The 23,798-nt window shown below is 56.9% G+C and carries 17 protein-coding genes and 1 pseudogene; 6 read left to right on the forward strand and 12 right to left on the reverse strand.

Annotated elements, in window-relative coordinates:
• Window positions 1–31 precede the first annotated feature (31 nt).
• Together DESU86_RS00385 and DESU86_RS00390 are read right to left on the reverse strand one after the other, a co-directional pair.
• Complete coding sequence (locus DESU86_RS00385; RefSeq protein ID WP_179979243.1) at window positions 32–589, reverse strand: YqiA/YcfP family alpha/beta fold hydrolase; 558 nt, start codon at window positions 587–589, stop codon at window positions 32–34.
• A gap of 920 nt (window positions 590–1,509) precedes the next feature.
• Window positions 1,510–3,285, reverse strand: a complete 1,776-nt coding sequence (locus tag DESU86_RS00390; RefSeq protein WP_179979244.1) for a formate--tetrahydrofolate ligase — start codon at window positions 3,283–3,285, stop codon at window positions 1,510–1,512.
• 356 nt (window positions 3,286–3,641) lie between these two features.
• Here DESU86_RS00390 and DESU86_RS00395 point away from each other — a divergent pair, with 356 nt between their 5' ends.
• Window positions 3,642–4,025, forward strand: coding sequence for a prenylated flavin chaperone LpdD (locus tag DESU86_RS00395; RefSeq protein WP_179979245.1), 384 nt, complete (start codon window positions 3,642–3,644; stop codon window positions 4,023–4,025).
• A complete protein-coding gene (locus DESU86_RS00400) occupies window positions 4,019–4,261 on the forward strand; it encodes a hypothetical protein (RefSeq protein ID WP_179979246.1) in 243 nt (80 codons plus the stop codon). The genes DESU86_RS00395 and DESU86_RS00400 overlap by 7 nt, the downstream gene beginning before the upstream one ends.
• Here DESU86_RS00400 and DESU86_RS00405 read toward each other — a convergent pair.
• Genes DESU86_RS00405 through bioB form a run of 3 tightly spaced genes read right to left on the reverse strand, consistent with a single transcriptional unit; the run spans window position 4,182 to window position 8,591 of the window.
• Complete coding sequence (locus DESU86_RS00405) at window positions 4,182–5,534, reverse strand: sodium:solute symporter family protein (RefSeq protein WP_232088389.1); 1,353 nt, start codon at window positions 5,532–5,534, stop codon at window positions 4,182–4,184. The two genes, DESU86_RS00400 and DESU86_RS00405, sit on opposite strands and share 80 nt — an antisense overlap.
• Entirely contained in the window at window positions 5,534–7,657 is a 2,124-nt protein-coding gene (gene bioA / locus DESU86_RS00410) for an adenosylmethionine--8-amino-7-oxononanoate transaminase (RefSeq protein ID WP_232088200.1), read from the reverse strand. Before bioA ends, DESU86_RS00405 begins: the two co-directional genes overlap by 1 nt.
• Window positions 7,641–8,591, reverse strand: a complete 951-nt coding sequence (gene bioB / locus DESU86_RS00415; RefSeq protein ID WP_179979248.1) for a biotin synthase BioB — start codon at window positions 8,589–8,591, stop codon at window positions 7,641–7,643. Before bioB ends, bioA begins: the two co-directional genes overlap by 17 nt.
• Window positions 8,592–8,594: 3 nt before the next feature.
• On the opposite strand from bioB, the gene DESU86_RS00420 reads away from it, so the two are divergent.
• Window positions 8,595–8,777: a hypothetical protein gene (locus DESU86_RS00420; protein WP_179979249.1), complete on the forward strand. Its 183-nt coding sequence runs from the start codon at window positions 8,595–8,597 to the stop codon at window positions 8,775–8,777.
• A gap of 389 nt (window positions 8,778–9,166) precedes the next feature.
• Here the strand turns inward: DESU86_RS00420 and DESU86_RS14585 are convergent.
• The 5 genes and pseudogenes from DESU86_RS14585 to DESU86_RS00445 form a co-directional block, all read right to left on the reverse strand.
• Window positions 9,167–9,565 (reverse strand): annotated as a pseudogene (locus DESU86_RS14585) (MucR family transcriptional regulator).
• Window positions 9,566–9,901: 336 nt separating this feature from the next.
• Window positions 9,902–10,645 (reverse strand): DUF4851 domain-containing protein, encoded by a 744-nt coding sequence (locus tag DESU86_RS00430; protein WP_179979250.1) that lies wholly within the window; start codon window positions 10,643–10,645, stop codon window positions 9,902–9,904.
• A 221-nt stretch (window positions 10,646–10,866) separates the two neighbouring features.
• Window positions 10,867–14,286, reverse strand: coding sequence for a tetratricopeptide repeat protein (locus DESU86_RS00435; protein ID WP_232088201.1), 3,420 nt, complete (start codon window positions 14,284–14,286; stop codon window positions 10,867–10,869).
• 209 nt (window positions 14,287–14,495) lie between these two features.
• Complete coding sequence (locus DESU86_RS00440; protein WP_232088202.1) at window positions 14,496–15,536, reverse strand: sigma-54-dependent transcriptional regulator; 1,041 nt, start codon at window positions 15,534–15,536, stop codon at window positions 14,496–14,498.
• A gap of 98 nt (window positions 15,537–15,634) precedes the next feature.
• Window positions 15,635–16,675, reverse strand: a complete 1,041-nt coding sequence (locus DESU86_RS00445) for an IS481 family transposase (RefSeq protein WP_072312028.1) — start codon at window positions 16,673–16,675, stop codon at window positions 15,635–15,637.
• Between the two features lie 284 nt (window positions 16,676–16,959).
• On the opposite strand from DESU86_RS00445, the gene hrpB reads away from it, so the two are divergent.
• Window positions 16,960–19,707, forward strand: coding sequence for an ATP-dependent helicase HrpB (hrpB, locus tag DESU86_RS00450; protein WP_179979252.1), 2,748 nt, complete (start codon window positions 16,960–16,962; stop codon window positions 19,705–19,707).
• 133 nt (window positions 19,708–19,840) lie between these two features.
• On the opposite strand, the gene DESU86_RS00455 is transcribed toward hrpB, so the two are convergent.
• Window positions 19,841–20,839 carry a YheT family hydrolase gene (locus DESU86_RS00455; protein ID WP_179979253.1) on the reverse strand — a complete coding sequence of 333 codons (999 nt, stop codon included), beginning with the start codon at window positions 20,837–20,839 and terminating at the stop codon, window positions 19,841–19,843.
• 106 nt (window positions 20,840–20,945) lie between these two features.
• Here DESU86_RS00455 and DESU86_RS00460 point away from each other — a divergent pair, with 106 nt between their 5' ends.
• Window positions 20,946–22,289, forward strand: a complete 1,344-nt coding sequence (locus DESU86_RS00460; RefSeq protein ID WP_179979254.1) for an NAD(P)/FAD-dependent oxidoreductase — start codon at window positions 20,946–20,948, stop codon at window positions 22,287–22,289.
• Window positions 22,290–22,297: 8 nt separating this feature from the next.
• Here DESU86_RS00460 and DESU86_RS00465 read toward each other — a convergent pair whose 3' ends face one another.
• Window positions 22,298–22,501 (reverse strand): dual CXXC motif small (seleno)protein, encoded by a 204-nt coding sequence (locus DESU86_RS00465; protein ID WP_179979255.1) that lies wholly within the window; start codon window positions 22,499–22,501, stop codon window positions 22,298–22,300.
• A 480-nt stretch (window positions 22,502–22,981) separates the two neighbouring features.
• Here DESU86_RS00465 and DESU86_RS00470 point away from each other — a divergent pair, with 480 nt between their 5' ends.
• A complete protein-coding gene (locus tag DESU86_RS00470; RefSeq protein WP_179979256.1) occupies window positions 22,982–23,779 on the forward strand; it encodes a glycine zipper domain-containing protein in 798 nt (265 codons plus the stop codon).
• Window positions 23,780–23,798 lie beyond the last annotated feature (19 nt).

Here is a 23,798-nt window from a genome sequence, read left to right on the forward strand (position 1 = left end):
CCGCGTGTTACAAGGCGGCTGAATATGCATATTACTGTTGCCAATCGCGCAGCGTCCGCACGATAATTTCATCCAAGGCCGCCAGGCTATGGCCATCGTTGGTTTCATGAATGTATGCGTAATTTTTCCAGTAGGCACGCGCCTCTTCGGGGTCCAGCAGGGTGTCGGCCAGCCCCAGAACCACCATGCGCTTGACAGGAGCAGAGCGCGCATCGGCAAAAATGGAATAACTGTCGCACATTTCGTGTGTGAATTCCCAGTGCTGCCCACCGTAAAAAGAGGTGTTTGGCCCCACAAATTGCCGCAATGCCTGGGCAGGACGAACCACCGGGTTGATAAGAACGCAGTTGCAAAGCAGCAGCGCCGCCAGTTGGGAAGCGTAAAATCCGCCAAGAGACGCGCCCACAAGAACAAAGGGGGATGAGGCGTCATTGAGGGCCCGCGCCTGTTTTTGCAGGCGCGCCAGGTTTTCGGGGAAAAAGCCGCTTGAAGGATAGTTCAGCGCATGCGCATCAGGAAAAAATTTGCGCAACATGCCAAAGGTATGACTCTCGGGGCTGGAATTAAAGCCGTGAATATACGCGATCATGTGCACTTTCTCCAACAAGGGGCTTGGGTTGAAAATATGCATGCAAGGCCTGAGGCACACGCGTTGCGGCGTTTACCAGCGCAATCACCAACGGCGCTGCCATTGCGATGGTCATTGCGACGGTCATTGTGAAGGTCATTGCGACGCAGAAATCTTGCATGGCGCGGCACAGGAACCTGCGGGCAATGACAGGCGTTTGGACGAAGCCCACAGCAATTGCAGGGAACAGGCCGTGTGGTTGTGCACACGGCTGGAACCCTGCGTGCGCCTTCATGGCGGGCGACTGTGCGGCAGTCGCCAAAACTTTTCACTGCGAAATTAGTCTGTCTGTCGTCGGGTTGGCGACACAGCAACCATACTGGCACGCGGACAGAAGATTTGCTCTCACGCAAAACATTCACGGCTGCGCCAGAAAATTCTTCAGAACTTGCCTGAGCAAAAAACAGCCGGATACAATTGTATGGAAACAAAATGCGTCAAGAAGACATAGATACGGCAATCAGAGCCGACTTCGACTACACTGCTGACTGATGCTTTTGTGGCATAAGCGCTCAATTTTGTCTGAAAATTCAGTTCTTACTGAACAACGCTATACTCTGCCTGCATATATGTCAATTTTACGTGCAAGCTTATAAACATACATATGAAAACATGTCCCACGAAATCGAATGGCACTCTGGCAAAAAATTTCCGCCGTTAGCGTACGACTGGCAAGCGGCACGCTAACGGCGGATCAGGTATGGAGCAAAAACCCCATATTATTTTACCAGGGAAGCACTGATTAAAGAGCCTCCTGGAAACGCGCTGGTATTTCCTTTGGCAAGGACGATCTTTTTTTGAAGCAGGGGTGGACTCTTCCGCTCCCGACTGTTTCAAAAAAAGTGAAACAACGCCGCCAAACGAAATAACTCAGCGTTTTCCTAGAACAAGCCAGTTACCTTGCCGGTTTCCACATCAACATCAATGTTCCGGAAAGAGGGTTTGGAACCCGTGCCCGGCATAAGGCTGATATCGCCAGCCACAGGGGCCACAAGTCCCGCGCCGCCGAAAAAGAGGACATCGCGCACGTTCAGCTTCCAGCCTGTAGGCACTCCCTTGAGTGCGGGCTTGTCAGACAGGGAGTACTGGGTTTTCACCATGCACACGCCAAGATTGTCGGCGTCCGGGCGCTCCTGCAAGCTCTTGAGCCGCTGTAACGCAAGAGACTCATATTCCACGCCGTCAGCACCGTAAACCTCACGCGCTATGCTTTCAATACGCGCGGTTATGGGCTGCTTCCAGTCATACAGCGGGTGGAATTCATTCTTTTCCCTGCAGGCGTCCATAACCGCATCCGCCAGTTCCAGCGCGCCGTTTCCGCCCTTCTCCCAGTGTTCGGACAGGGCTACGCGGGCTCCGGCCTGTTCGCATATGCGGCGGATGGCGTCCACTTCAGCCTTGGTGTCAGTATGAAATTTGTTGATGCAGACCACTGCGGGCACACCAGAGCGGCGAACAACGCCAAGATGGTGCAGCAGATTGGCGCAGCCAGCCTCAACAAGACCCACATCTTCACGAGTGTAAGCCTCGGGCAAGGGCTGACCGGGTTTGGGCTGCGGCGCGCCGCCATGATTTTTGAGCGCGCGCACCGTGGCCACGACCACGGCCGCATCCGGAGCAAGACCACTGTAGTGGCACTTGAGGTTCCAGAACTTCTCATAGCCCATTTCAGAAGCAAAGCCCGATTCGGTCACATGGTAGTCGCTGAGCTTGAGGGCAACCCTGTCCGCAATGACCGAACTCTGCCCGAGGGCGATATTGGCAAAAGGCCCGGTATGCACAAATACCGGCTGCCCTTCAATGGTCTGGATAAGGTTGGGTTTCACCGCTTCCACAAGCCATGCGGTCATGGCTCCGGCAACGCCCAGATCGCTCGTGGTCACAGGCTTGCCGTTACGGTCGTGCGCAAGGACCATACGCCCCATCCGTTCACGCAAGTCGGCAAGGTCGCGGGCTATGGACAGAATGCACATGACTTCAGAAGCCACGGTGATATCAAAATGCGAACGCATCATGAAGCCGTCATTGCGGCGTCCCTCGCCCTCAATGCCAATAATGATGTTACGCAGCGCCTGAACGCAAAAATCCATGACCCATCCCGTGTTGACGCGCGTGGGGTCTATATTCAGACGGGCCATTCCTGAGAGTTTTTCAAGCGTGGCGTCATCATAATTGCGCTCATGCTGCATGCGGGCGGTGAGCGCTGTCATGCCCAGGTTATGGGCAGCGCCCACGGCATGGAGGTCACCCGTAAAATTGAGGGAATACGGCGTAAGGGGAATGCACTGCGACAGCCCGCCTCCGGCAGCAGACCCCTTCATGCCCATGGTGGGCCCGCCGGAGGGCTGACGAATGGCTGCCGAAGAGCGCTGCCCACGTCTGGCGAGACCTTGCACCAGACCTATGGTCGTGGTGGATTTTCCCTCTCCAAGAGGGGTGGGCGTGATGGCCGTGACATCAATGTATTTGCCATTGGGGCGATTTTCCAGACGATGCAGCACAGCCTGTTGCTCAACCTTGCCCATATAGTGCCCGTAGGGCAGCAGTTCCGGGCCTTCAAGGCCCAGCTCGGATGCCAGGGCTTCAATGGTTTTCATGCGGCTTTCCGCATCTTGAGCGATTTTCCAGTCTGGGTGCTTGGTGGGATCTAGAGTCATGGCATCTCCAACATATGGTTTTCTAAGTTCATAATATTATGATCAGGCACAAAAAGCTTTAAGCCAAAGAAGATGGACAACAGACGCTTTTTTCATCTGCGTGTCCGGCCATCTTCTATTTTAAATAAAATCACAATACGTTATTTTTGGTAAAAAAACAACGCGACACGCGAGTTTAAACCGCTTAACAAAGACCAGCGCACATTGCAGACGCAAACATGCTTTGAACTGAAAAAGTGTGCTGTGGCGCCAAAAACATATTCAACAGATTCCCTGGCGCTGCTTGCAGGGGGCAGCCCCCCTGCGCTATGTTGACCCCGCCATAAACACGAATGATGCCAGTAACGAGGGAACACATGCGCCTGACCGCAAAACACGGCAGACTTTCCGTCACCCTGCGCGCAGTGCACCAGGGGCAAGACCTGCAGGTCATATGCAGTGGCGGCGAGGCCCATATCGGAGCTGTCGCCCTTGCCAGCCCGCATCCTTCAACTGAAGTTGCAGGCGGGGAAAAAACGGATGTTCTGCTTGCCGTGCCCGGGCACCGCGAAGACATGTTGGCTGCCCGCATGGCTCGCCGTTTGGCAGATGAACTCAACTGCGTAGTGTGTGTGACTGCCGGCATTCATTTTGACTCTATCACCAAAAAAGAAATAGAGCGAGTGCTCAACCTGGCTGATATCCTCACAGAACGTTGCCTGACCAGACTGAAACAAGCTTCCAAGGAGTGCTCATGCTGACTGTCAAAGACCTGGAAAATCTGGAAACCTACATGAATTCAGGCCAACTGGAACAAGACTTCAAAGACGGTTGCGAGAATGACCGTTTTTACCTTCTTGAACTGCTTGAAAAGCTTATGGACATGGCGGAACTGGCCGACGCCACTGCCACAAGGCTCATATTCCGGGGTCTGCCTGTGCCGATGCCGCCGTCCGTGCAGGGCGGGGAAAACGGCGGGCAGCCGCAAGGCTCATAACCAGTGAAAACGCCAAACCTGCAAAGCTCCAGTCGCTGACTCCGGTCAGCGCGGCTGTGAGCCCAAGCCCACCCCCTCCCACAATGGCCAGCGCCATTCCCCAAGGGTGAAAATGCACCTTGCCATGCAGGAGCATGCCGGTAAAAACGGGAATAACCACGCCGCACACATAGATGTCATTGGCCATAAGCAGCAGGGAAAGAATGCCCTTGCCCGGCAGCGCCAGAACAAGCCCCATAATTCCAAGCAGGATCAGGCACAAGCGGCACATTTTTACGCCGGGCTTGCGCAAAATGTCATTGCTGCATACCGAGGCGGCGGTGATCAGGCAGGAATCCGCGGCGGAAAAAATGGCGCTGAAAATGCCAAGCAGGATGAGTGTGGCCGCCCATGATGGCAGGTGTGTCAGCAAGGCCGTGGTCAACACCTGTTCGGGCGCTGTTCCGGCAGGTACAAGATCACGGCAGGCAATGCCCAGAGCCACAATCAGGGCGGCGGTGAGCGTAAGTCCTGCCGCTGCCACAAGCCCGCCGTTGCGTGCCGCTCGCTCGTTGCGTGCCGTGAGCATGCGTCCGAAAAGCATAGGGCAGACCACGTAACTTCCGCCAAGAATGAGAAGAAAATAGCGTAGCTTTGAAATGGGAAACTGCGCATTGAACACTTCCAGCCGCACGGCAGAAAGCGCCTGCCCACCTCCAAAATGAAGCGCCAGCAAAAGCGCGATGGCCAGTGAAAGCAGCAAAATGCCGAACTGCCAGATATCAGTCTTCATTACCGACGCCTGACCACCAGCCAGTGTGTGCCCCACCAGCACAGCCGCTCCCACGAACATGGCCGTGTTTTTTTCAATATTTGCCAGAGGGGCAATGATTGTGGCCAATGCGCTGAACTGCGCCGCAAGGATGGCCAGCCAGGCCGTTACGATGATGACGGAGGCCAGGGAACGGCTGGGAGCCCCCAAAAACGTGGTGAGCATTTCAGGCATGGTCATGGCCCCGCTGCGGCGCACCTTGCGGGCCAGAAAAAGGCTCAGCAAAACCAGTCCGAGGGAGCCCGACATAAGCCACCAGATGGCCGGAACCCCCACCTGCCACGCCAGCCCGGCCATGCCCATGGTGGCGGAACCGCCCACGCAGGAAGCCACAATGGACAAGGCCACCAACGCGGCGGAACTGCGCCGTCCGTTAACGAAATAGGTATCCTTGTCAGGACGGCGCCGCGCCATAAACCATGCGTGCAAAAACAGAACGGCAACATACGCCAGCAGAAACATCACGGCAAATACACTCCCATGTGCAAAGCCTTTTCAACGGCGGCGCACAGCTGTGCCACATCTTCCACGGGAGTCACATACGGCGGCATGAGGTAAATAAGATGGTTGAAAGGACGCAACCACACCCCGTGCTCCACAAAAAATTGCTGCAACGCGCGCGTGTTCACCGGATCGCGCATTTCAACCACACCTATGGCCCCGAGCACCCGCACATCGACGACGTCCGGCAGCCCCTGACAGCCTGCCAATCCTTCGCGCAACGCAAGTTCAATATCGTCCACCTGCTTTCGCCAGTTGCCCGACGCCAGCATGTCAAGGCTGGCTCCGGCCACGGCGCAAGCCAGGGCATTGGCCATAAAGGTGGGCCCGTGCATAAAAACGCCGCCATCCCGGCAAATACCTTCCGCAACCTGCCTGCTGCACGCAGTGGCCGCCAGCGTGAGCATCCCCCCGGTAAGCCCCTTGCCGCAGCAAAGAATATCGGGACTCACTTCGGCCCATTCGGCAGCGAACATCTTGCCCGTGCGGCCAAAGCCAGTCGCAATTTCATCAAATATCAAAAGCGTGTCTGCTTGCCGGCACAATAGCGCAAGTTCGCGCAGATACTCGGGATGGTAAAACCACATGCCCCCCGCGCCCTGCACCACAGGTTCAAGGATAACGGCCGCAAGCTCCTTGCCATGCTCCGTGAGCATACGGCGGGCATCATCAAGGCACGTGGGATCAAAGGGCTGGTCGAAGCGGCACGAAGGACGCTCCATGAAAAGCTGCTGGGGCAGTACGCCCGAAAAGAGGCTGTGCATGCCTGTAACCGGATCACAGACAGACATGGCCCCGATGGTGTCGCCATGGTAGCCGCCGCGTGGGGCCAAAAAACGGGTGCGCTGACGCTCTCCCCTGCTCTGCTGATACTGCAAGGCCATTTTCAGGGCCACCTCAACGGCAACCGAACCGGAATCCGCAAAAAAAACCCTTTCCAAACCATCCGGCATAAGATCAAGCAAATGCTCTGCCAGGGCCACGGCCGGCTCATGGGTGAGGCCGCCGAACATGACGTGGGGCATGCGTCCAGCCTGGGAATGCAGGGCATCAAGCAGGCGCGGATGATTATATCCGTGGATGGCCGCCCACCAGGACGACATGCCGTCAACAAGCTCTTTTCCGTCAGCAAGCACCATGCGGTTGGCAAAGGTTCGGCTGACGGCGTTAAGGGACGGAACATCCGTGGCCGAGGCATAGGGATGCCAGACCGTTTTTCCGTCCCGCTGTATGAGGCGTTCTTCTTCCAGAAGCTCCGGAGAGCCCTGGCCTTGTTCAGACCAGCGCAGGTCCATTTGCAGCGCTATGGGCCGCAGCAGATCTGTCAGCCTTTCCCAGCCGGACCAGTCCAGTTTTTCAAGGCGCGGCAGCTCGACCACAGGCGCATCGCAGTCCATACCTTCAAGCTTTTTACGCAGAATACGGGCATTGTCCGTCAGAAGGCCCGCCACATCCACTCCAGGACAGTTCATGGCAGGGTCGGCGGCGGGCGTCAGGGCAACTCCGGCCAGAACAAGTCCGTGATGGCGCAGAGCTTCAACTGAAAGCAAAATATGATTGAGTCCGCCAAGATAGTTGCCGCCAGCCAGCAAAACGGGCAAGCCCAGCATGGACATCAGATCCAGCATGTCCTCGTCATCATTGAGGGGAACGCGCAATCCTCCCGCGCCTTCCAGCAGAAGCGCCCTGGCCGGGACAGCCCGCCAGTGGGCAAGAATGTCCTCGCGCAGGCTCCGGCAACTCAGCCGTTTGTTTTCTTTGGCGGCAGCAAGATGCGGCGAGGCCGGCAACTCGAAACAGTGGAGAACCGCCGACGGTTGCAGCCCTTGCATGGATTTTATGCCCTGCATGGCCTTTGCGTAAACACAGGCGTCGGACAAGGGCGAAGTCGCAACGTCATCGGCCCGCACGCCTGTCTGCACAGGCTTGACCGCCTGCGCGGCCACATTTTTCTGTCGCAGGCAACGCAGTAGCGCGCCCGTGCATACTGTCTTGCCCACATCCGTACCTGATCCAGCCACAAAAAGACCCCGCAAGGGCCGTGCTTCCTGCGCGGACACATGCGGTTCAGCAATGGGGGACACAGTCAACCTCCAACCCAATATCGGCAATCATTGCAAGGTCATCAGCCACCCCTCGACCATGTGTGGTGAGATAGTCGCCGGTCATGAGCGCGTTGGCCCCGGCATGAAAAAGTTCTTTCTGCCGCTGGCCAAGCACCAAGGGCCTGCCGCCGCAGACGCGCAAGGTTGCTTTGGGCAGGATATGCCTGAAAAGGGCAATAATACGCAAGGCTTCACGTGCTGCAAGTGGCGGCTGCCCGGCAAGAGGCGTCTCGGGATGCGGATGCAGAAAATTTATGGGCACGTTGTTCACACCCATTTCTTTAAGACTGAAGGCAAAATCGATACGGTCACGCCAGCTTTCCCCAAGGCCGAACAGGCCGCCGGTACAGGCCGTCATACCCGCCTTTTGCACGCGCGCCACAGTATCGCTGCGCTGGCTCCATGTTTGCGTGGTGCAGATGCTTGGATAAAACTCGCGTGAAGTTTCAAGATTGTGGTGATACCGGTCAAGCCCGATGTCAGCCAACAGAGCCAGCTGGTCAGCATCAAGTCTGCCAAGCGATGCGCAGACACGTTTGCGCGCAGACTCCGGCAAAGATTGCAGCACGCCCGCCAGGCGCTCAAACTCTTCACCACTCAAAGCGCCGCCGCTGGTCACAATGCCTATGCGGGCAACAGGCTGTGCCGCCAGCGCCAGGATACGGGCGCGCAATTCCTTATCCGGAAGCAGGGGAAACACATCAATGGGAGTATGGTTGTGCCTGCTTTGCGAGCAAAACCTGCAATCCATGCCGCAGTTTCCGCTTCGTGCGTTGATAATGGCACAAAGCGTCACCTTGTTGCCGAATGTTGCTGTACGAAGATGTGAGGCGCTGGCAAAAAGTTGCTCATCTGAAAGCGATAAAAGCTCCAACGCCTCCGCAGGGGTATTCGCCGTGTAATTTGCAGTCATACCTTGATCCTGAAACCTGAAAAAAATGACCAGGAAGCTGCTACTCTTCCCCGCCTGCCGTTTCACAAAAAGCAAAGCATCCCGGTGCAGAAGCATCTGCGCCACGAGACGTCTGCACTGTTTTATGAAAATGGATTCGTAGCCTCTTCAAAAAAGCACCATTACAAATGGCAGGCATTCCTTTAAGCAGGTTAGGGCAATGTAAATTTACATTGCCCCGACGGCTGCATGAGCAGACGTTCGCTATGAAGCGTAAGCGCAGTATATCTGCGCGATCAAACGCCGTAGTGAGCGTGCCTTAAACTTTGAGAATGCATGCTCTCAAAGCTGCTCTGCTCTAGCTGTAAAAATGAACAATCACCCAATGCAGATCATGCCCGTTACTGTAAATGCCCGCGCCAATGACCGGCAATGCGGTTTTCATCCGCAGACCTTGCAGGTCACGGGTGGGCTTGCGTCCATAGCGCCTTGCGGGCGTCTGCTCACGCACATGACCTGGCGCTTCACAAAGCGCTTTAAAGTACAGTTGCGGCGCACAAATGAAAAAAAGCCCGCCTGCGCGGCGGGCCTGTACATTATTGGACTTTACGTCTTTTTTCCCACAGCTTCATGTCTTTCATTTTTTTGCGACGTTCGCGCTGAAGGGCCTTGCAGACCAGCGGAGCATCTTTCTTGAAGCCTCATTTTTCGCGGTATTCCGCAGTGCTCATGCTGTGGCCAGCGAGGTGACGTTTGGTCAGAATTTTGAAGCTTTTGCCACACTCAAGGCAGGTAACGGACTTTTCCTTGACAGACTTACGAGCCTCTTGAGCCATTTCAAGGCTGTCCATTTCAACCGGAGTTTCACCTTCGGCCACGGCGCGAATGCCAAGAGCCACCCTCTGAATGAAAGTAGCTATTTCTTCTTCGCTCATCACACGCACACCGGCCTGCGCCCTGGTGATTTCCAGAGCTTCTTTCAAATAGTCGTCCATAGTTACCCCTTATGGTCATCTTTATGATCCGCCAAACGCGCAACAGTGGGGGGCGCGTTTATATTCAAAACAGATCGAGTTGTTAAATCCACAGTCCCAATTGGCAGAACATACACAGGGCTTATTATTTCGTCAATGTAGTAATACGTAATAAAAAAATCATTTTACAAACATTAATGTAGGCATTTCGAATATGTTGGCCATTTTGGCGCAGTAAGGGCAAAAATTCCATACAACTTTGCGGCATTCAATGTGCAACGGCCTTCCAGAACACGAGTTTTGGAAGGCCGTTGCCAGAAGATTTCGAAACAAGGAGGACTGATTATTAATAATAAATCAGTTTACCTTAAAATTATCGGACTGTGATACAGTTCCCAAAAAGCGCTGATCCATGAACTGCCAGCGAACGTTTTTCAGGTAAGGATCGGCAAGTCCGTTCAAATTTTCGGGTATCCCTCCGACAACAAAGGTATTTCTGGCACGCTGCTCAAATGCCTTCAACTGATCGGTCTGTGCGATAGTCAGCACGTCAAGAAAAGCCATCTGCTCAGGAAGGGGTTCGCGGTATTCCAGTATAACCTTGTCGAGATTAAAGTTGAACCGGGAAGTAAAGCTGCGCACAAGCCAGCGCACCGGAGGCGTGTCAGGCTGCACTCCGGCCAGAAGCGAAAAAGGATCATGCGAACTGTCTACAATAAAAGTACTGGCTGAAAATTCGGTGTCCCCGATGACCTCGGTTGCGTGATCCACGCTGAAAGGCGGCGTGGAATCGCTATTCCAGTACCAGTGTTGCGGCAGTTCAGCCTGCGCCACAATTGCAAGCGGTGATTGCAGCGTGCCCTGACCGTAGGCGGCCAGCCATACAGACACGGGCAGTCCGCCCAGAGCGCTTGTCCAGGTGAGGTTGCACTGCCCCTGCCCGCCTGCAATCAAGGGCATGTCCTTGACCGTCAGGCTGATAGCCGGGCGCGCCGTTGACACATACACAGGCCCAACCAGCCCACGCTGCAGGGCCGCATTGCAACCGGCAAGAAGCGTCGCCAGAAGCGCCAACAGACAAACGTGACGCATTTTTTTCATATTTACCCCCGTTAACAACGGTATTTCCCGTCAGAGTTACATGGACCAGTGCGCGATAACAATATTTATTACGACACTATGCCATGAACGCAGACAAGGCAACGCATGCAGGTGGTCAAAAACCTTCTGCATGAGGCGTCAGCTCAAGTATACATCATAATGTTCTGGTATAATTTGTAAAGCTATAAATATCAGTTGCGGCGGGGCCTGCGCAAAATTTCTTATTGGCCGGAAGCGCCCTGCGGCGCAGCGGCGCCCTGAGGCGCAGAGGATCCCTGTGGCGCAGAGGCCGCGCCAGGCAGAAAATTCTGCAGGTCGCGTGAGACCTCAAAAGTTCGCAGTTCGCTGGCGGCTGCCTGGGCAAATGGCGATCCGGGATAGTTGCGCACGATGTCTTCCAGCAGGGCCTGCGCCCGCGCGGCATCGCCAAGCTTGCGGTAGAGTCGCGCCTCACGGAATCGCAGGCCGGGGTACTCCGGCGATTGCGGGGGCGCGTAGGCATTATAGCGCTCAACCCATTCCAGCGCCTCAGGAACACGGTTGGCCACTTCGCTGATGTCCATAAGCGCAGCCAGGGCATCCTTGATGCGCTGCGGGTCAGCCTTGTCCGAACGCTCATCCTGCAACTGGGTAAAAAGCTCAACAACCTTGCGGTTAAGCATGTAAGCGTTCTTGATGTCCTTTCGTTCCTCAGCGTCACGCGCCAAAAAGTACGTCGCGTAGGCGCGTTGATACAGCGGAATATCCTGCCGGTCCGCCAGTTGCGCCCACATGGCCAGCGCAGGGCCGGAAAGGTTGAGATTTTGGGCAGACAGGGCCATGGCGTAGTCAAGCTGGTTGCGCAACTGCTTGTTCATGGGCCAGGTGGAAACAAGTTTGCCAAGATCAAGCACTTTATCCCATGCGCCAGCTTTGAGATACCGATTGAAAAATTCCGTAAAAGCCGCTTCGCCGTAGTTGGGATCCATAGGGCTTTTCAAAAAATCCGCCAGCAGAGCCAGGGCGGCTGCCTCATCTCCGCGTTCAAGCAGACCTTGGGCCAAAACATAACGCATACGCGGATCAGGAGCGCCGTAACGCTCGCGCACAAGTGGAAAACCGTTCCAAAGTATAAGGATACGCCCGTAATTATTCTCGGCCAGGGAGTTGGCCAGTTCTTTCTGAAACGCTTCCCAGATGAGATCACGGGCTTCGGGGACATTGGCGTTGTCAGGATAGGCGTCTATAAAATCGGCGGCCTTGCCCATGGCTTCGGTATATTTTTTATCCCAAAACAGCCACATGGCCTCTTTGAGGCGGGCCAGGACAGCTTCTGGCGCGGTTTTGGAACTCGCCGCCAAATCATGGTATACCTTCCATAATGTCCCACTGTCAGCCCTGGCAAACACTGCGCTCATCCCGGCATAGGAAATGGGCGAATCGTAAATGCCCTTCTCCGCCAGGCGGAGCTTGGCCAGGGCCGCAGGTGACGTCCCGGGATATTGGCGCTCCACATAGTGGTAAACAAATTCCGCCGTGGTCCAGACGCCCTGACGGGCATAGATATCGCCCAGTTCCAGCAAAAGAGCGTCATTACCGGAATTGCCGGGCACAAGATTGTAGTAAAGCCAATACAGGTTGAGGGCTGCGGGCATTTTGTCCAAAGCCTTGTCAGTGGCTGCCTGCAAAAGCAAAAACGCCGGTTGGTCTATATAGTACCGGGGCCAGCGCTTGCTTATGAAGTCAAGTATAAGCTGGGCATTCTGAAATTTTTTCTGATTGCTGAAGGCTTGAGCCAGCCCCACGGACGCTTCCTGCAAATAGGAAGATTCCGGATACTTATCCAAAACGATGGAAAAAGACTGCTCTGCGCGCTCATTGAGACCGCGCTTCAACTGGGCCTTGCCCAGCGCCGTGAACCCTTGCGCAACGCCTGGGTAGTCAGGATAACGGCGCAGCAGGGCCACAATGTAGCCCCCCGCGTCCACCAGGTTGCCCACGTTAACATTTGCCAGGCCCAGGCGCAGCAGAGCTTCGGGCACACGTGGAGACCGCAGATTGGCGTTCATTGCCTCACTGGTGGCGGACACAATGGCTTCATATCCCGCAAGCGGATTGTCCGCATAGCGCGCCCACGCGCAATCACTGATGTAATAGAGAGTTTTTTCAAGCATCTCCGGGCTGATTCCGGGGAGGCTCTTGAGCTTTTCAAGCTGCGGCAAAGCCTCGACATACTTGCGCTCGCGAAGAAGCCTCTCGGCTTCTTCCATCACAACTTCAGGCTTGATGGGCCTGGATACAGGATTGCCCTGCTCGTCCACGTAAATGACGGGGCGCTCTTCCGGCTCTTTGACAGGGGCTTCGGGCGCATGCTGACCTGAGGGCAGACCCAGAGTTTGCCCGCTTACCTTGCCGGATACCTCGCCAGTGCCGGACGGCTTGTCCTGTTTGGCAGAGCCGGACTGCGCCGCGCTTTCCACGGGCTGCACAGCAGGCGAAACGGACGCGGACGAAGCGGGTGCGGGTGCGGGTGCAGCGGGTGCGGCTGGCGACAGAACAGCCGCCGTTGCCGACGGCGCTCCGCTTGAAGCGCCGGGCTGCGCCTGTTCGTTTTTTTGCGCCTGTTCGCCCTGTTGCTGTTCGGCCTTCTCCTGTCCAACTGGCGCTACGGATGCTGGCGCAACCCCTGATGGAGTGGCGTCATTGGCGGAAGGCGAGTTGCCTCCTGCCGAAGTATGGGCAGCGGCTTCATTTTGGACAGCGGGCCCGGCAGTGCCGTTTTCTTGCCGTGTCACAGCGCCGGAACTTTGCGGCGCTGGCGCGTCTGGTTCGCCCTGGGCCTGATCGGCGCGGGCGGACTCTGCATTGGGCAGAGACCCGGTCACAGTAGAAAGCGCCTTGTCTTCCGGCCAGTTTTCCGGCCCCCCGGTGTTTATCCGGCCGAACACCGTTTGCCGGTCAACCATGCTCCCCCGCTCTCCAAGCGTTTGCGGGGAAGCTGGCGCTGCGCCAGCCGGGGCCGCAGCCGTCGGGCTGGCGGATTGCTGCGCCGCCTGCGCTTCGGAAAAGCCCAGCAAGTCCCAAATCCTGTCAGAAAATCCTTCACTACTGGATGAAGGCGATTGTTTTGAAGACGCTTTTTCACTCGACTGCGCAAACTGCGCCAACTGCGAAAACGGCAGGCTCGATTCATGGCCAAGCGTGCGCCGCAAGGTCTCGCCAAGGCCATCCTTGTCATGATCAAAACCGCTTGGCGCTGAGGGCAGGGCCGCTCCTGTGGCCTGGGAGTTTTTTTCCCCGGCCAGACTGGTGGCTTCCCCCGTCGGGACTGACGCCCCCTTTCCGGCGGCAAAAAATTCTATATCCAGCTTGTCGGGCGCTGTGCGGTGCACAGCATGCCTCACGGTGCGGGAAGAAAGCAGAATGCGCACATGGCCGTCAACAAGACCGGCATGTTCAAGCAGGGCTCCCTGGGCGGGCATGGGGCCGTCAGGCGTGAATGAAGGCGCAGAGTGCGCATCAGAGTTCAAGTAAAGCGTTAAGGAATTGTTGCCAGAACGGGCCAGACTGTTGACCTGATCCGGAGCATCCAGTTGCAGGTGCAGCCTTTCAGCGCCATTTTCAGCAGCTGACCAGTTCCACGAAAGGGCGTGAGCGTTCAATGGGAACAGCCCGATGCTTCCGACCCCCAGAAGAAAAATACAAAAAGATCGCCCGAACCGGTACAGAACACGGCGCAGACTGACGACAAAACCTTCACAAAAAGGAAGATGAGGTTGGCATATGCCAGCGGGTATCTTTTTATTCACGTACACTTCGCGGAACGTTTGAAGCACCTGGAACCGCCATGCGTTATGCAAAAAATGCGCCGTCATGTATTGCGTTTCTTCAATTTTTCAATAAGAGTCGTGCGCTTTATGCCAAGCAGTTCAGCGGCCTGGTTTTTGACGCCCTCGGCCCGTCCCAGGGCTTCATCAATCAAACGACTTTCCACAGCATCAAGGAAATCCTTAAGATTCAAAGCCTGGGCCTCAAGTACAGCCAGATCGGGCCAGGCGAACCCCCCGGGCTTCTGCGGGGCAGCCACCTGAACAGCATACGAATCTGGAACGCCGCTCTCCACAACAGGCGCGGCAGGGCCTGAGGCGGGCGCGGCAGGGCAGGATTCTTCATGTATTGGGGGCTCTATTTCCTCAACGCACTCTTCAACTTCAGGCAATGCTGCAATATCGCCGACATGGTCAAGTATTTTTCTGGGCAAATCATCCGGATGAACAAAATCGCCATCCACCAGAATGCTCAGGCGCTCCATAAAATTTTCAAGTTCACGCACATTGCCGGGCCAGGTGTATGCAGACAGCACCCGACGCGCATCAGGCGAAAGCACAAGGGTAGGACGCTTTTTTTTGGAACAAAAAAAGTTCAGAAAATATTTGGCCAACACAAGCACGTCTCCACCCCTTTCGCGCAAGGGCGGCAAGTGCAGGGGAATGACGTTAAGCCTATAGTATAGATCTTCGCGAAAGCGTCCGGCGGCCACCTCAACCTCAAGGTCACGGTTGGTGGCAGCCACAATGCGCACGTCAACTTTCTTGCAGCCGCTGCCGCCAACGCGCTCTATCTCTTTTTCCTGGAGTACGCGCAGAATTTTGACCTGAAGGCTCAGGTCCATCTCGCCTATTTCGTCAAGAAAAATAGTGCCCCCGTCCGCCACTTCAAAGCGGCCAGGGCGGGAGCGGATCGCATGGGTAAAAGCGCCCTTTTCATGCCCGAAAAGCTCACTTTCCAGCAATTCTTTGGGAATGGCTCCGCAGTTGATGGGCACAAAGGGTTTATCATGCCGGCAGCTGTTGGAGTGCAGGGCGCGCACCAGCAACTCCTTGCCTGTTCCCGATTCCCCGGTTACAAGCACGGTGCTGTCTGTGGGCGCAACCTTGCCCAGAACTTTAAATGTAGTAGTTCAGACTTGATCTGACAGTCGGTTCCGTTTTGATGGTTCCGATTGTCAGGTTAGTTGAGTTGTCCGACCTTTTCCTTCCAGATCTGTTTTCCGTCAAGGAGTGTTTGCAATGGCGTTCTGCCGCAACACTTTTTCCCTTGATGTGTCCTTTCGATGTTGTAATGTTCCATCCAGACATCCAGATCGGCCTGCAGTTCCTCCAGAGAGTTATACAGTTTCCGCCGGAAGGCAACCTGGTAAAACTCGTGCAGGATGGTCTTGTGGAAACGTTCGCAGATGCCGTTTGTCTGCGGATGCCGCGCCTTGGCCTTGGTGTGTTCTATGTTGTTTATGCCCAGATAAAGCTGGTAGTCATGCGTTTCCAGTCTGCCGCAGTACTCTGTGCCCCTGTCCGTCAGCATGCGGATAATGCCCATTTCCATTGAAGTGAAGAATGGCAAAACCCGGTCATTGAGCAGGTCGGCTCCGGTGATGGGTGTTTTGGTAGTGTAGAGCTTGGCAGCCGCCCACTTAGAGTAGGTATCCACAAAGGTTTGCTGATAAATACGGCCGACGCCCTTGATGGTGCCGACGTAAAATGTGTCCTGACTGCCGAGATATCCGGGATGATGGCTTTCTATTTCGCCGCAAGCCTCATCGTCGTGTTTTTTACGCTCCAGAGCTTGTACCTGGGCTTCGGTGAGCACAATGCCCTCTTCAGCGGACTTCTTCTCCAGGGCGTTCAGGCGCTGCTTCATTGAGGCCAGGTCATGGCGCAACCAGATGGAACGCACCCCTGACGGCGACACAAATACGCCGGTTTTGCGCAGTTCGTTGCTGGCCCGCACTTGCCCATGAGCAGGGAAGGCTATCGCAAAATCCAACACCGCCAGTTCCGTGGCCTCTTCCACGCGATTTTTCAGGTTGGGCTTTTTGCGGCTGACCTCAAACAGCGCTTCAACGCCTCCGGCGTCTCGTGCTGTTTGATACCGGTAGAAGGTATCTCTGGAAAAGCCCATGATGCGGCAGGCTCTGGAGACATTGCCGAGTTCGGCAGCAAGGTTGAGAAGTCCGGTCTTGTGTTTGATGACGTTTTGATTGAAACTTTCCATGGGGAAACTCCGTGGGCGCTGTGCCCGGTTGATGGTACGTTTACACTTCCATCAAAACGGAGTTCCCCTCGCTTTTCAAGGGACAACTGTCAGATCAAATCGCGACTACTTCACTTTAAATACTTCGGCCAGACTTGTACTCTGCCCGATAATGCCGCTTTTGTTTAACTCCATGAGTTCTTCTCCGCCGGTCATCCTTTCCTGTGTCAATACACTGACGCGAGAAGGATTGCCAGTAAAAAAGCTGTTTGAACTTTACGTCCTTATACAGCACGCTGCATCATATGACTGAACGTACCGCACACGTCGCCTCCGCAACTGTTCTGCCGCCCTGCCCCCTTGATACAGAGCGCCAGGCTCTTCTTGCCGCGCTGGATGCAGGCTGCAACCTTGTTCTCAGCGCCAGCCCCGGCGCGGGCAAAAGCAGTCGCGTTCCACTATGGCTTCTTGACGCCCCATGGCTTGAGGGGCGCAGCATCGTCATGCTTGAACCGCGCAGAGTCGCGGCCCGGGCTCTTGCGCAGTACATGGCCTCTCTTCTTCACGAAGAAATCGGGCACACCGTGGGGCTGCGCATGCGCGATGAAAGCCGTGTTAGCCGCCATACGCGCATTGAAGTCGTCACTGAAGGCGTGCTTACCCGCCTGTTACAGAAAAATCCCGATCTGCCGCAGGCTGGCTGCATCATTTTTGACGAATTTCATGAACGCTCGCTTACAGCAGATACCGGACTGGCGCTTTGTCTTGAAAGTCAGGCGGTTTTGCGTCCTGATCTGCGCATTCTGGTTATGTCCGCCACGCTTGACGTTCAGGCCGTTTCCGACCTGATGGGACATTGTCCGGCAATTCAATGCCAAACGCGCGCATACCCTGTGGAAATACGGCACATACCCCCGCGCGCCCGATCAGGGCGGATTGACGGGGCAGCGGCTGGTCTGGCGGGCGCTTTTACCCTGTGGCAGCATATGGCCCATGTGATTCTTGCGCTGCTGCGTGAAGAAAAGGGCAGTCTGCTGGCATTTCTGCCGGGCGCTGGCGAAATACGGCAGGTCATGAATCTGCTGGAAGATCGCCTGCCGCCGGATGTGCTGCTCTGCCCCCTATACGGAAACCTGTCGTCCGCCAGCCAGAATGAAGCCATAGCGCCTGCCCCGGCGCACAAGCGCAAGGTGGTGCTGGCGACCTCCATTGCCGAAACGTCGCTGACCATTGAGGGCGTCCGCATGGTGGTTGATGCGGGGCTGGCCCGGCTGTCACGGTTTGACCCGTCCAGCGGTCTGTCAAGACTGGTGACGGAGCGCGTATCTCTGGCAGGGGCGGCCCAACGCGCCGGGCGTGCCGGAAGAACAGAACCCGGCATCTGCTGCCGCCTGTGGCCCGTTGAAGAAGAAAAAGGCATGCGCACGCATATCCGGCCGGAAATTCTGGATGCCGACCTTACGGGCCTGCTCCTGCAGTTATCGGCTTGGGGTGCTTCTGACCCGGCCGCAATGGCATGGCTGGATGTGCCGCCCTCGGCGCATCTCGCCGTGGCGCGCCAGTGCCTTGAATTTCTTGAGGCGCTTGACTGCGCAGGAAAGCCCACGGATATGGGCCGTCGCATGGCAAAGCTGCCGCTGGCTCCACGAACCGCCCGCATGCTGCTGTGGGGCGCAGCGCACGGGCACGGTCCCCTGGCATGCTGCCTGGCGGCATTGCTTGAAGAAAGGGACCCTCTTGCCGTTGCCGCCGCGCCTGGCGGCCAAAAGCACGCTCTTCACAGCAGACAGGATTGCGATCTGACGCGCCGCCTTGATTGGCTGTGCCGCCAGCCAGACAGCCACCGGACAGACAGCTGGGAGCCGCGCCGGGACAAAGATGACCGGGGGCAGCAGGGACTTCGCCAGCGTATTCGCCGCCAAAGCCTTCGGCTGACCCGTTACGCAGCCACCGGTGAACCCGGTTCCGCATCCGATGTCCCCGATGATCGCCCGAATGGCGCTACGGATGTGTTATTTGCTGCCTCCCTTTCGGATATGGAATCAGTGGGCATGCTGGTTGCCGTTGCCTGGCCGGAGCAGGTGGCCATGCTCCAGGCGGGCAGCCTCAACACCGTGAACAGCGCGGGTTCGCCCATGGCTGCCTACCGCATGCGCAACGGGCGATCGGCCCTTGTTTCGCAAACGGACACACTGGCCCGTCAGGACTTTCTGGCGATTGCGCATGCGGACGGCGCGTTGCCGCACGGCCGCATCCGTCTGGCTGCGGCCCTGGATTCAGAAACCATCGACAGCCTTTTTGCACAGCAAATCGTTGAGAAAGACACGGTGCGCGTCAGTGACACAGGCCAGGTATCGGCACGCCATCAGCGAACGCTGGGCGCACTGCTGCTTGAGGATACGCCCCTGCCCCGCCCCAAGCCGGAGCAGGCGGCAACGGCCCTGTGCGCCTACGTGCGCGATCAGGGGCTGGACTGCCTGCCCTGGGACGACCCAAGCCGTCAGTGGCGAGCCCGAGTGAGCCTGTTGCGGCAATTGGACGGCGACCCCTGGCCGCTCATGGACGATGCCGCCTTGCTGGACAACCTTGAAGACTGGCTTGCGCCTGCCTTGGGTGGCTGCTCGTCGCTGGCGGGCCTGACAACTGCCGCATTTTTTGACGCCCTGTGCGCACTGCTGCCGGGGCATCTGCGGCGACAGCTTGAAACACTCGCCCCTACGCACTGGCAGGTTCCTTCCGGCGCGCAAAAAGCCATAATATATGATGAGGAAGGCGGCCCTGCGCTTGACGTGAAGTTGCAGGAAATGTTCGGCAGCAAGGAGACTCCAACCATTGCCCAGGGGCGTGTGCCACTGCTCCTGCGCCTGAATTCTCCCGCAGGGCGGCCATTGCAGATCACGCGCGATCTGGCGCATTTCTGGCGCAACGGCTACCCCGCTGTGCGCAGTGAAATGCGCGGCAGATACCCGCGCCATCCCTGGCCTGAAGACCCCTTTACAGCCACGGCCACAGGCCTGACCAAGAAAAAACTGGCGGCAAAAGGCAAGGGGTAGCAAAGGTTTTCGATGACACTATACCCTGACGGCTGCTCGATCTGGCATTCACCGTGCTGACGTGGCGCGTTTTATTCATGCTGAAACTACCTGGGGCAAGCGCGAGGCACGTTCTGGAACCCCCGGGGTATTTTCAGTTGAAAATGCCCTGCTCCATGAGACCACGCACAAAATCCTGCGCGCGCCGTTCGCTGTGGTACATGCCGCCAGCCTGGACAAAACCCACGTGCCCGCCATGGGCTGAAACTTCAAGAAACAAATGTCGGCTTGAGTGCGCCGTGTCCCACGGGTAGCAGGAAGGCGCGCAGAAAGGGTCGTCCGCCGACAGCAAAAGATAGGTGGGAACGGTAATGCGCGGTAGGTCGGGCAGTACCGTGTTTTTTTCCCAATAGTCCTCCGCTGAGGAAAATCCGAATGTCGGGGCGGTAAAACGCCTGTCAAACTCGGCAAACGTGCGGATGGACTCCAGACCCTCCACAGACGGATATTCAGGAAAACGGGTGGCCTTGTAGCGTACTTTTTCGCGTAGTGTCCGTAAAAAATACCACATATAGATGCGGCAGGCAGGGCCATCCATAACCGGTGCGGCAGCAGCGAGATCGCACGGCACCGAGATGACTACAGCCGCCTTGACCTGCGGCGAAGCCGTATTGCCGCCAAGGTAGCGGCATATCTGGTTGCCCCCCATGCTGAAGCCCGCCAGCAGCAAGGGGCGGTTGAAGGCCTCGGCAAAGCGCACGACCGTGGAAAGGTCTTCGGTTTCGCCCATATGGTACAGACGTGACGTGCGATTGGGCTCGCCGGAGCAGGAGCGCATGTTCCAGGCCAGCACGTCAAAATCCAGGGCCCGCAGCGCAGTGGCCATGCCAAGGACGTACTTGCGGCGGCTGTTGCCTTCAAGACCGTGGGACACAATGGCAATGCCCCGACCCATGCCGAATCTTCCACCTGGCGCGTACGGAGCCGGATGCAGGTCAATGTCCAGAAAATCGCCGTCAGGCGTATCAATGCGCTGTCGTGACACCTTGGGCGTAACAGGGGGCTGCAGCCGGAAAAGCGACGGCCACATGGTGTTGACATGGGCATTGGTCATAAACCTGGGGCAGGCGTAGGTTGTGGCAAGTACTGGCATGATCCTCTCAATCCGTGAGCATTTTTCTTGTCAGCCCGGGGCACGTCCTGCCAGGCGCACCATGGGACGCCTTGGCAGACCTTGCGGACTCGTATATTTTTATTCCATGCAGACAACTCATTTACATAACGCTCCACGAAAAGCGCTGTCAAATTTCAGTGGCGAAACACCGTCCGCGCTTCCCACTTCCCTGCGTCATCCGCACGCCCATGACGGGCGCAGCCGTCACACTGGCAAGGGCGCCACAGACGTGCTGATCCTGGGGGCAGGAGCCTCCGGGCTCATGTGCGCCAGAGAAGCTGCCGGGCGAGGCCTCAAGGTGGTCGTGCTCGAACGAGGTGCGGCCCCTGGCCGCAAACTGGCCGTCAGCGGGGGCGGCAAGGCCAATTTTACCAACCGTCGGGTTGACATGGCGAGCTATCGCTGCTGCGGCGCGCCGGACAGCAATTTTTGCGCCCCTGCCCTGCGGTCTTTTACCCCGGCACACATGGTGCGCCTTGTGCGCCAATGGCATTTGCCTTTTGAAGAGCGGGAACACGGGCAACTTTTCTTGACGGTTCCAGCGCAGAAGCTGGTCAATGCCCTGCTGGAAGATTGTCGTCAGCGCGGATGCCGCGTGGAATGCAAAAATCCTGTGGAATCCGTCACCATTGTTGACGGCATGTTTGAAGTGCAAACAGCTTCGGGTGTCTGGCAGGTAAAAAATATCGTCCTTGCCATGGGCAGCCCGGCGTGGCCGCAAGTTGGCGGCAGCGGTCAGGGGTACAGGCTGGCCCAGAGCCTCGGACACAGCCTGGTGCCGCCGCGCCCGGCCTTAAGCCCGCTGATTCTGCCGCAAAGCCACCCTTTGACGGCCCTGACGGGCATCAGCCTGCCGGTGTGCATTTGCGTGGAGGAACGGCAGTGGCAGGACCACCTTCTTTTCACCCATGAGGGATTGAGCGGGCCAGCCGCACTCAAGGCATCCCTGTACTGGGAAGAAGGAATGGAGGTGTGCATCGACTTTCTCCCTGATCAACAATTCAAGGCGCTTCTGGACAATCACGAGTCTGGCAGACAAACCCCACGGGCTTTACTGGCCCGGCTGCTGCCGCAACGACTGGTTGACGCCCTGTTGCCGCAGGAAAGCGCACGACGTAAGGCGGCAGAACTGTCGCGCGCTGTCCGCGCTTCACTGCAAGAGGCTGTTCACAGGTACAGGATCCTGCCCGCAGGCGTGGCCGGACTGAAAAAAGCTGAGGCATGCCTTGGCGGCATAGCCGTCAGCGAAGTAGACCCGCAGACCATGGCCAGCCGGTGCTGCCCCAATCTGTATATTACGGGAGAAATCCTTGATGTGGCCGGTCTGCTGGGGGGGTACAACCTGCATTGGGCCTGGGCCAGCGGTATGGCCGCTGGCAGAGCAGTGGCCGGAGTCGGCCCGCAAACTGCCAGCCTGCATCCAGAATAAAGCTGATTTCAGATTCTGTTGCAGTACACGTTTTCCAAAAAGCTTTCCATGGCGTCGTCAGCCTGCTTGATATATTTCTGCAAGGGGAATTCCGCCTTGCAGGACGGGCAGCGCATGAATACTTCATGGCAAGTGCGCGTGATATGAAGTTTATCAGCGCAGTTGGGGCAGGCAATGGTAGTTTTGGCATCGCGGGAAGCTGAAAAAGCCATGATGACTCACAAGGTAGCATGGTGAAAAAATGGCGGCAGTGCGCCTGTGCAAATGTGCCTGTGGGCAATGTTCACGAACCGTGGAACAACATTGCCCAAACACGCTGACCGAGATGTTTAACCACTGCCTGGTCCTTGTCAAATATGCCGTCTGCCAGTCCGCCACCACGCCAGCGCAATTCCCCTCCTGAGACCACGCTGGCAGTTGTGTGAAAGGCGTTCGTCATGGAGGCGTTTGCGTGTTTACCTGCGGTGTTACGCGCCGGATTTTACGTGTTAACGGCTCCAGAGCATTTTACCTTTGATAAAGATTAAATCTTCTAATACCCCTGCAGTGTTGACATCACGGGCCGCAGGTTTGTGTGGTTATGCACTCGGCCCCGCAGCCTCATGCCCCACCGGGACTTGCTGTTTTGCATGAATTTGCAGTATCATTAAAGAAGTGATGACTTTCCTCAACTTTAATCAGGAGGCCGTGGCATGCAGCGGCGCGCATATCTTCCTCTCACCATACTTCTTGTGGGCAGCCTGCTTTTTTCAGGCTGCACCAGCCGCTACGGCGAGCAGAAAACCAAGGTAAATTACTACCCCCAGTGCTATGAACCTGTAGCCCAGTTGCGCCAGGACGAAAACAGCACCGGCAAAAGCACGGCGGCTGGCGCTGCTGGCGGCGCGCTGCTAGGCGCGCTTATCGGCGGGCTCGCCACAGGCAAGGTGCAGGGGGCGCTGGCTGGCGCAGTGGCCGGTGGCGCCGCAGGCGCTGTTGGCGGCAACATCTACGGCAAGTCGCAGGAAAGACAGCGTGACGCTGACTATCTGGCGCAATACAACCGCCAGATGGGAGCCGATGCTGCCAGCATGAATCGCGCCACAGCCGCCGCCAAGGTGGCTACCAAGTGCTACGACCAGCAGTTCAAGCTGGCGGTCGATCAGTACAAGGCTGGCCAGCTCACCCGCTTTGACCTTCAGGACCGTTATAATGAAATCCGCAGCGGCCTTGAAGAAACGGCTTTCATTCTCAAGGACACGTCGGCTGCCATGGCGCAAAAAGACAGTGAATACGAGCGCGTGCTGGCTGGCGAATCCGCCAAGGAACAGCCGGTTGCCTCTTCACCCGCGTCTGGCTCAAAAAAGTCCAAACCCGTTGCCAAACAGGCCACTTTGAGCCCGCAGGCGTCAGAATGGAAGTCCTCACGCAACGATCTTGAAAATACGCGTACCGATGTGGACGCCCGCATGAACAGCTACGAACAAACCGTCAACAACCTGCTTGGTTAGTCGCCCGTTCGCGTTGCCC

The sequence above is a fragment of the Desulfovibrio sp. 86 genome, from assembly GCF_902702915.1.
GTDB lineage: Bacteria > Desulfobacterota > Desulfovibrionia > Desulfovibrionales > Desulfovibrionaceae > Desulfovibrio.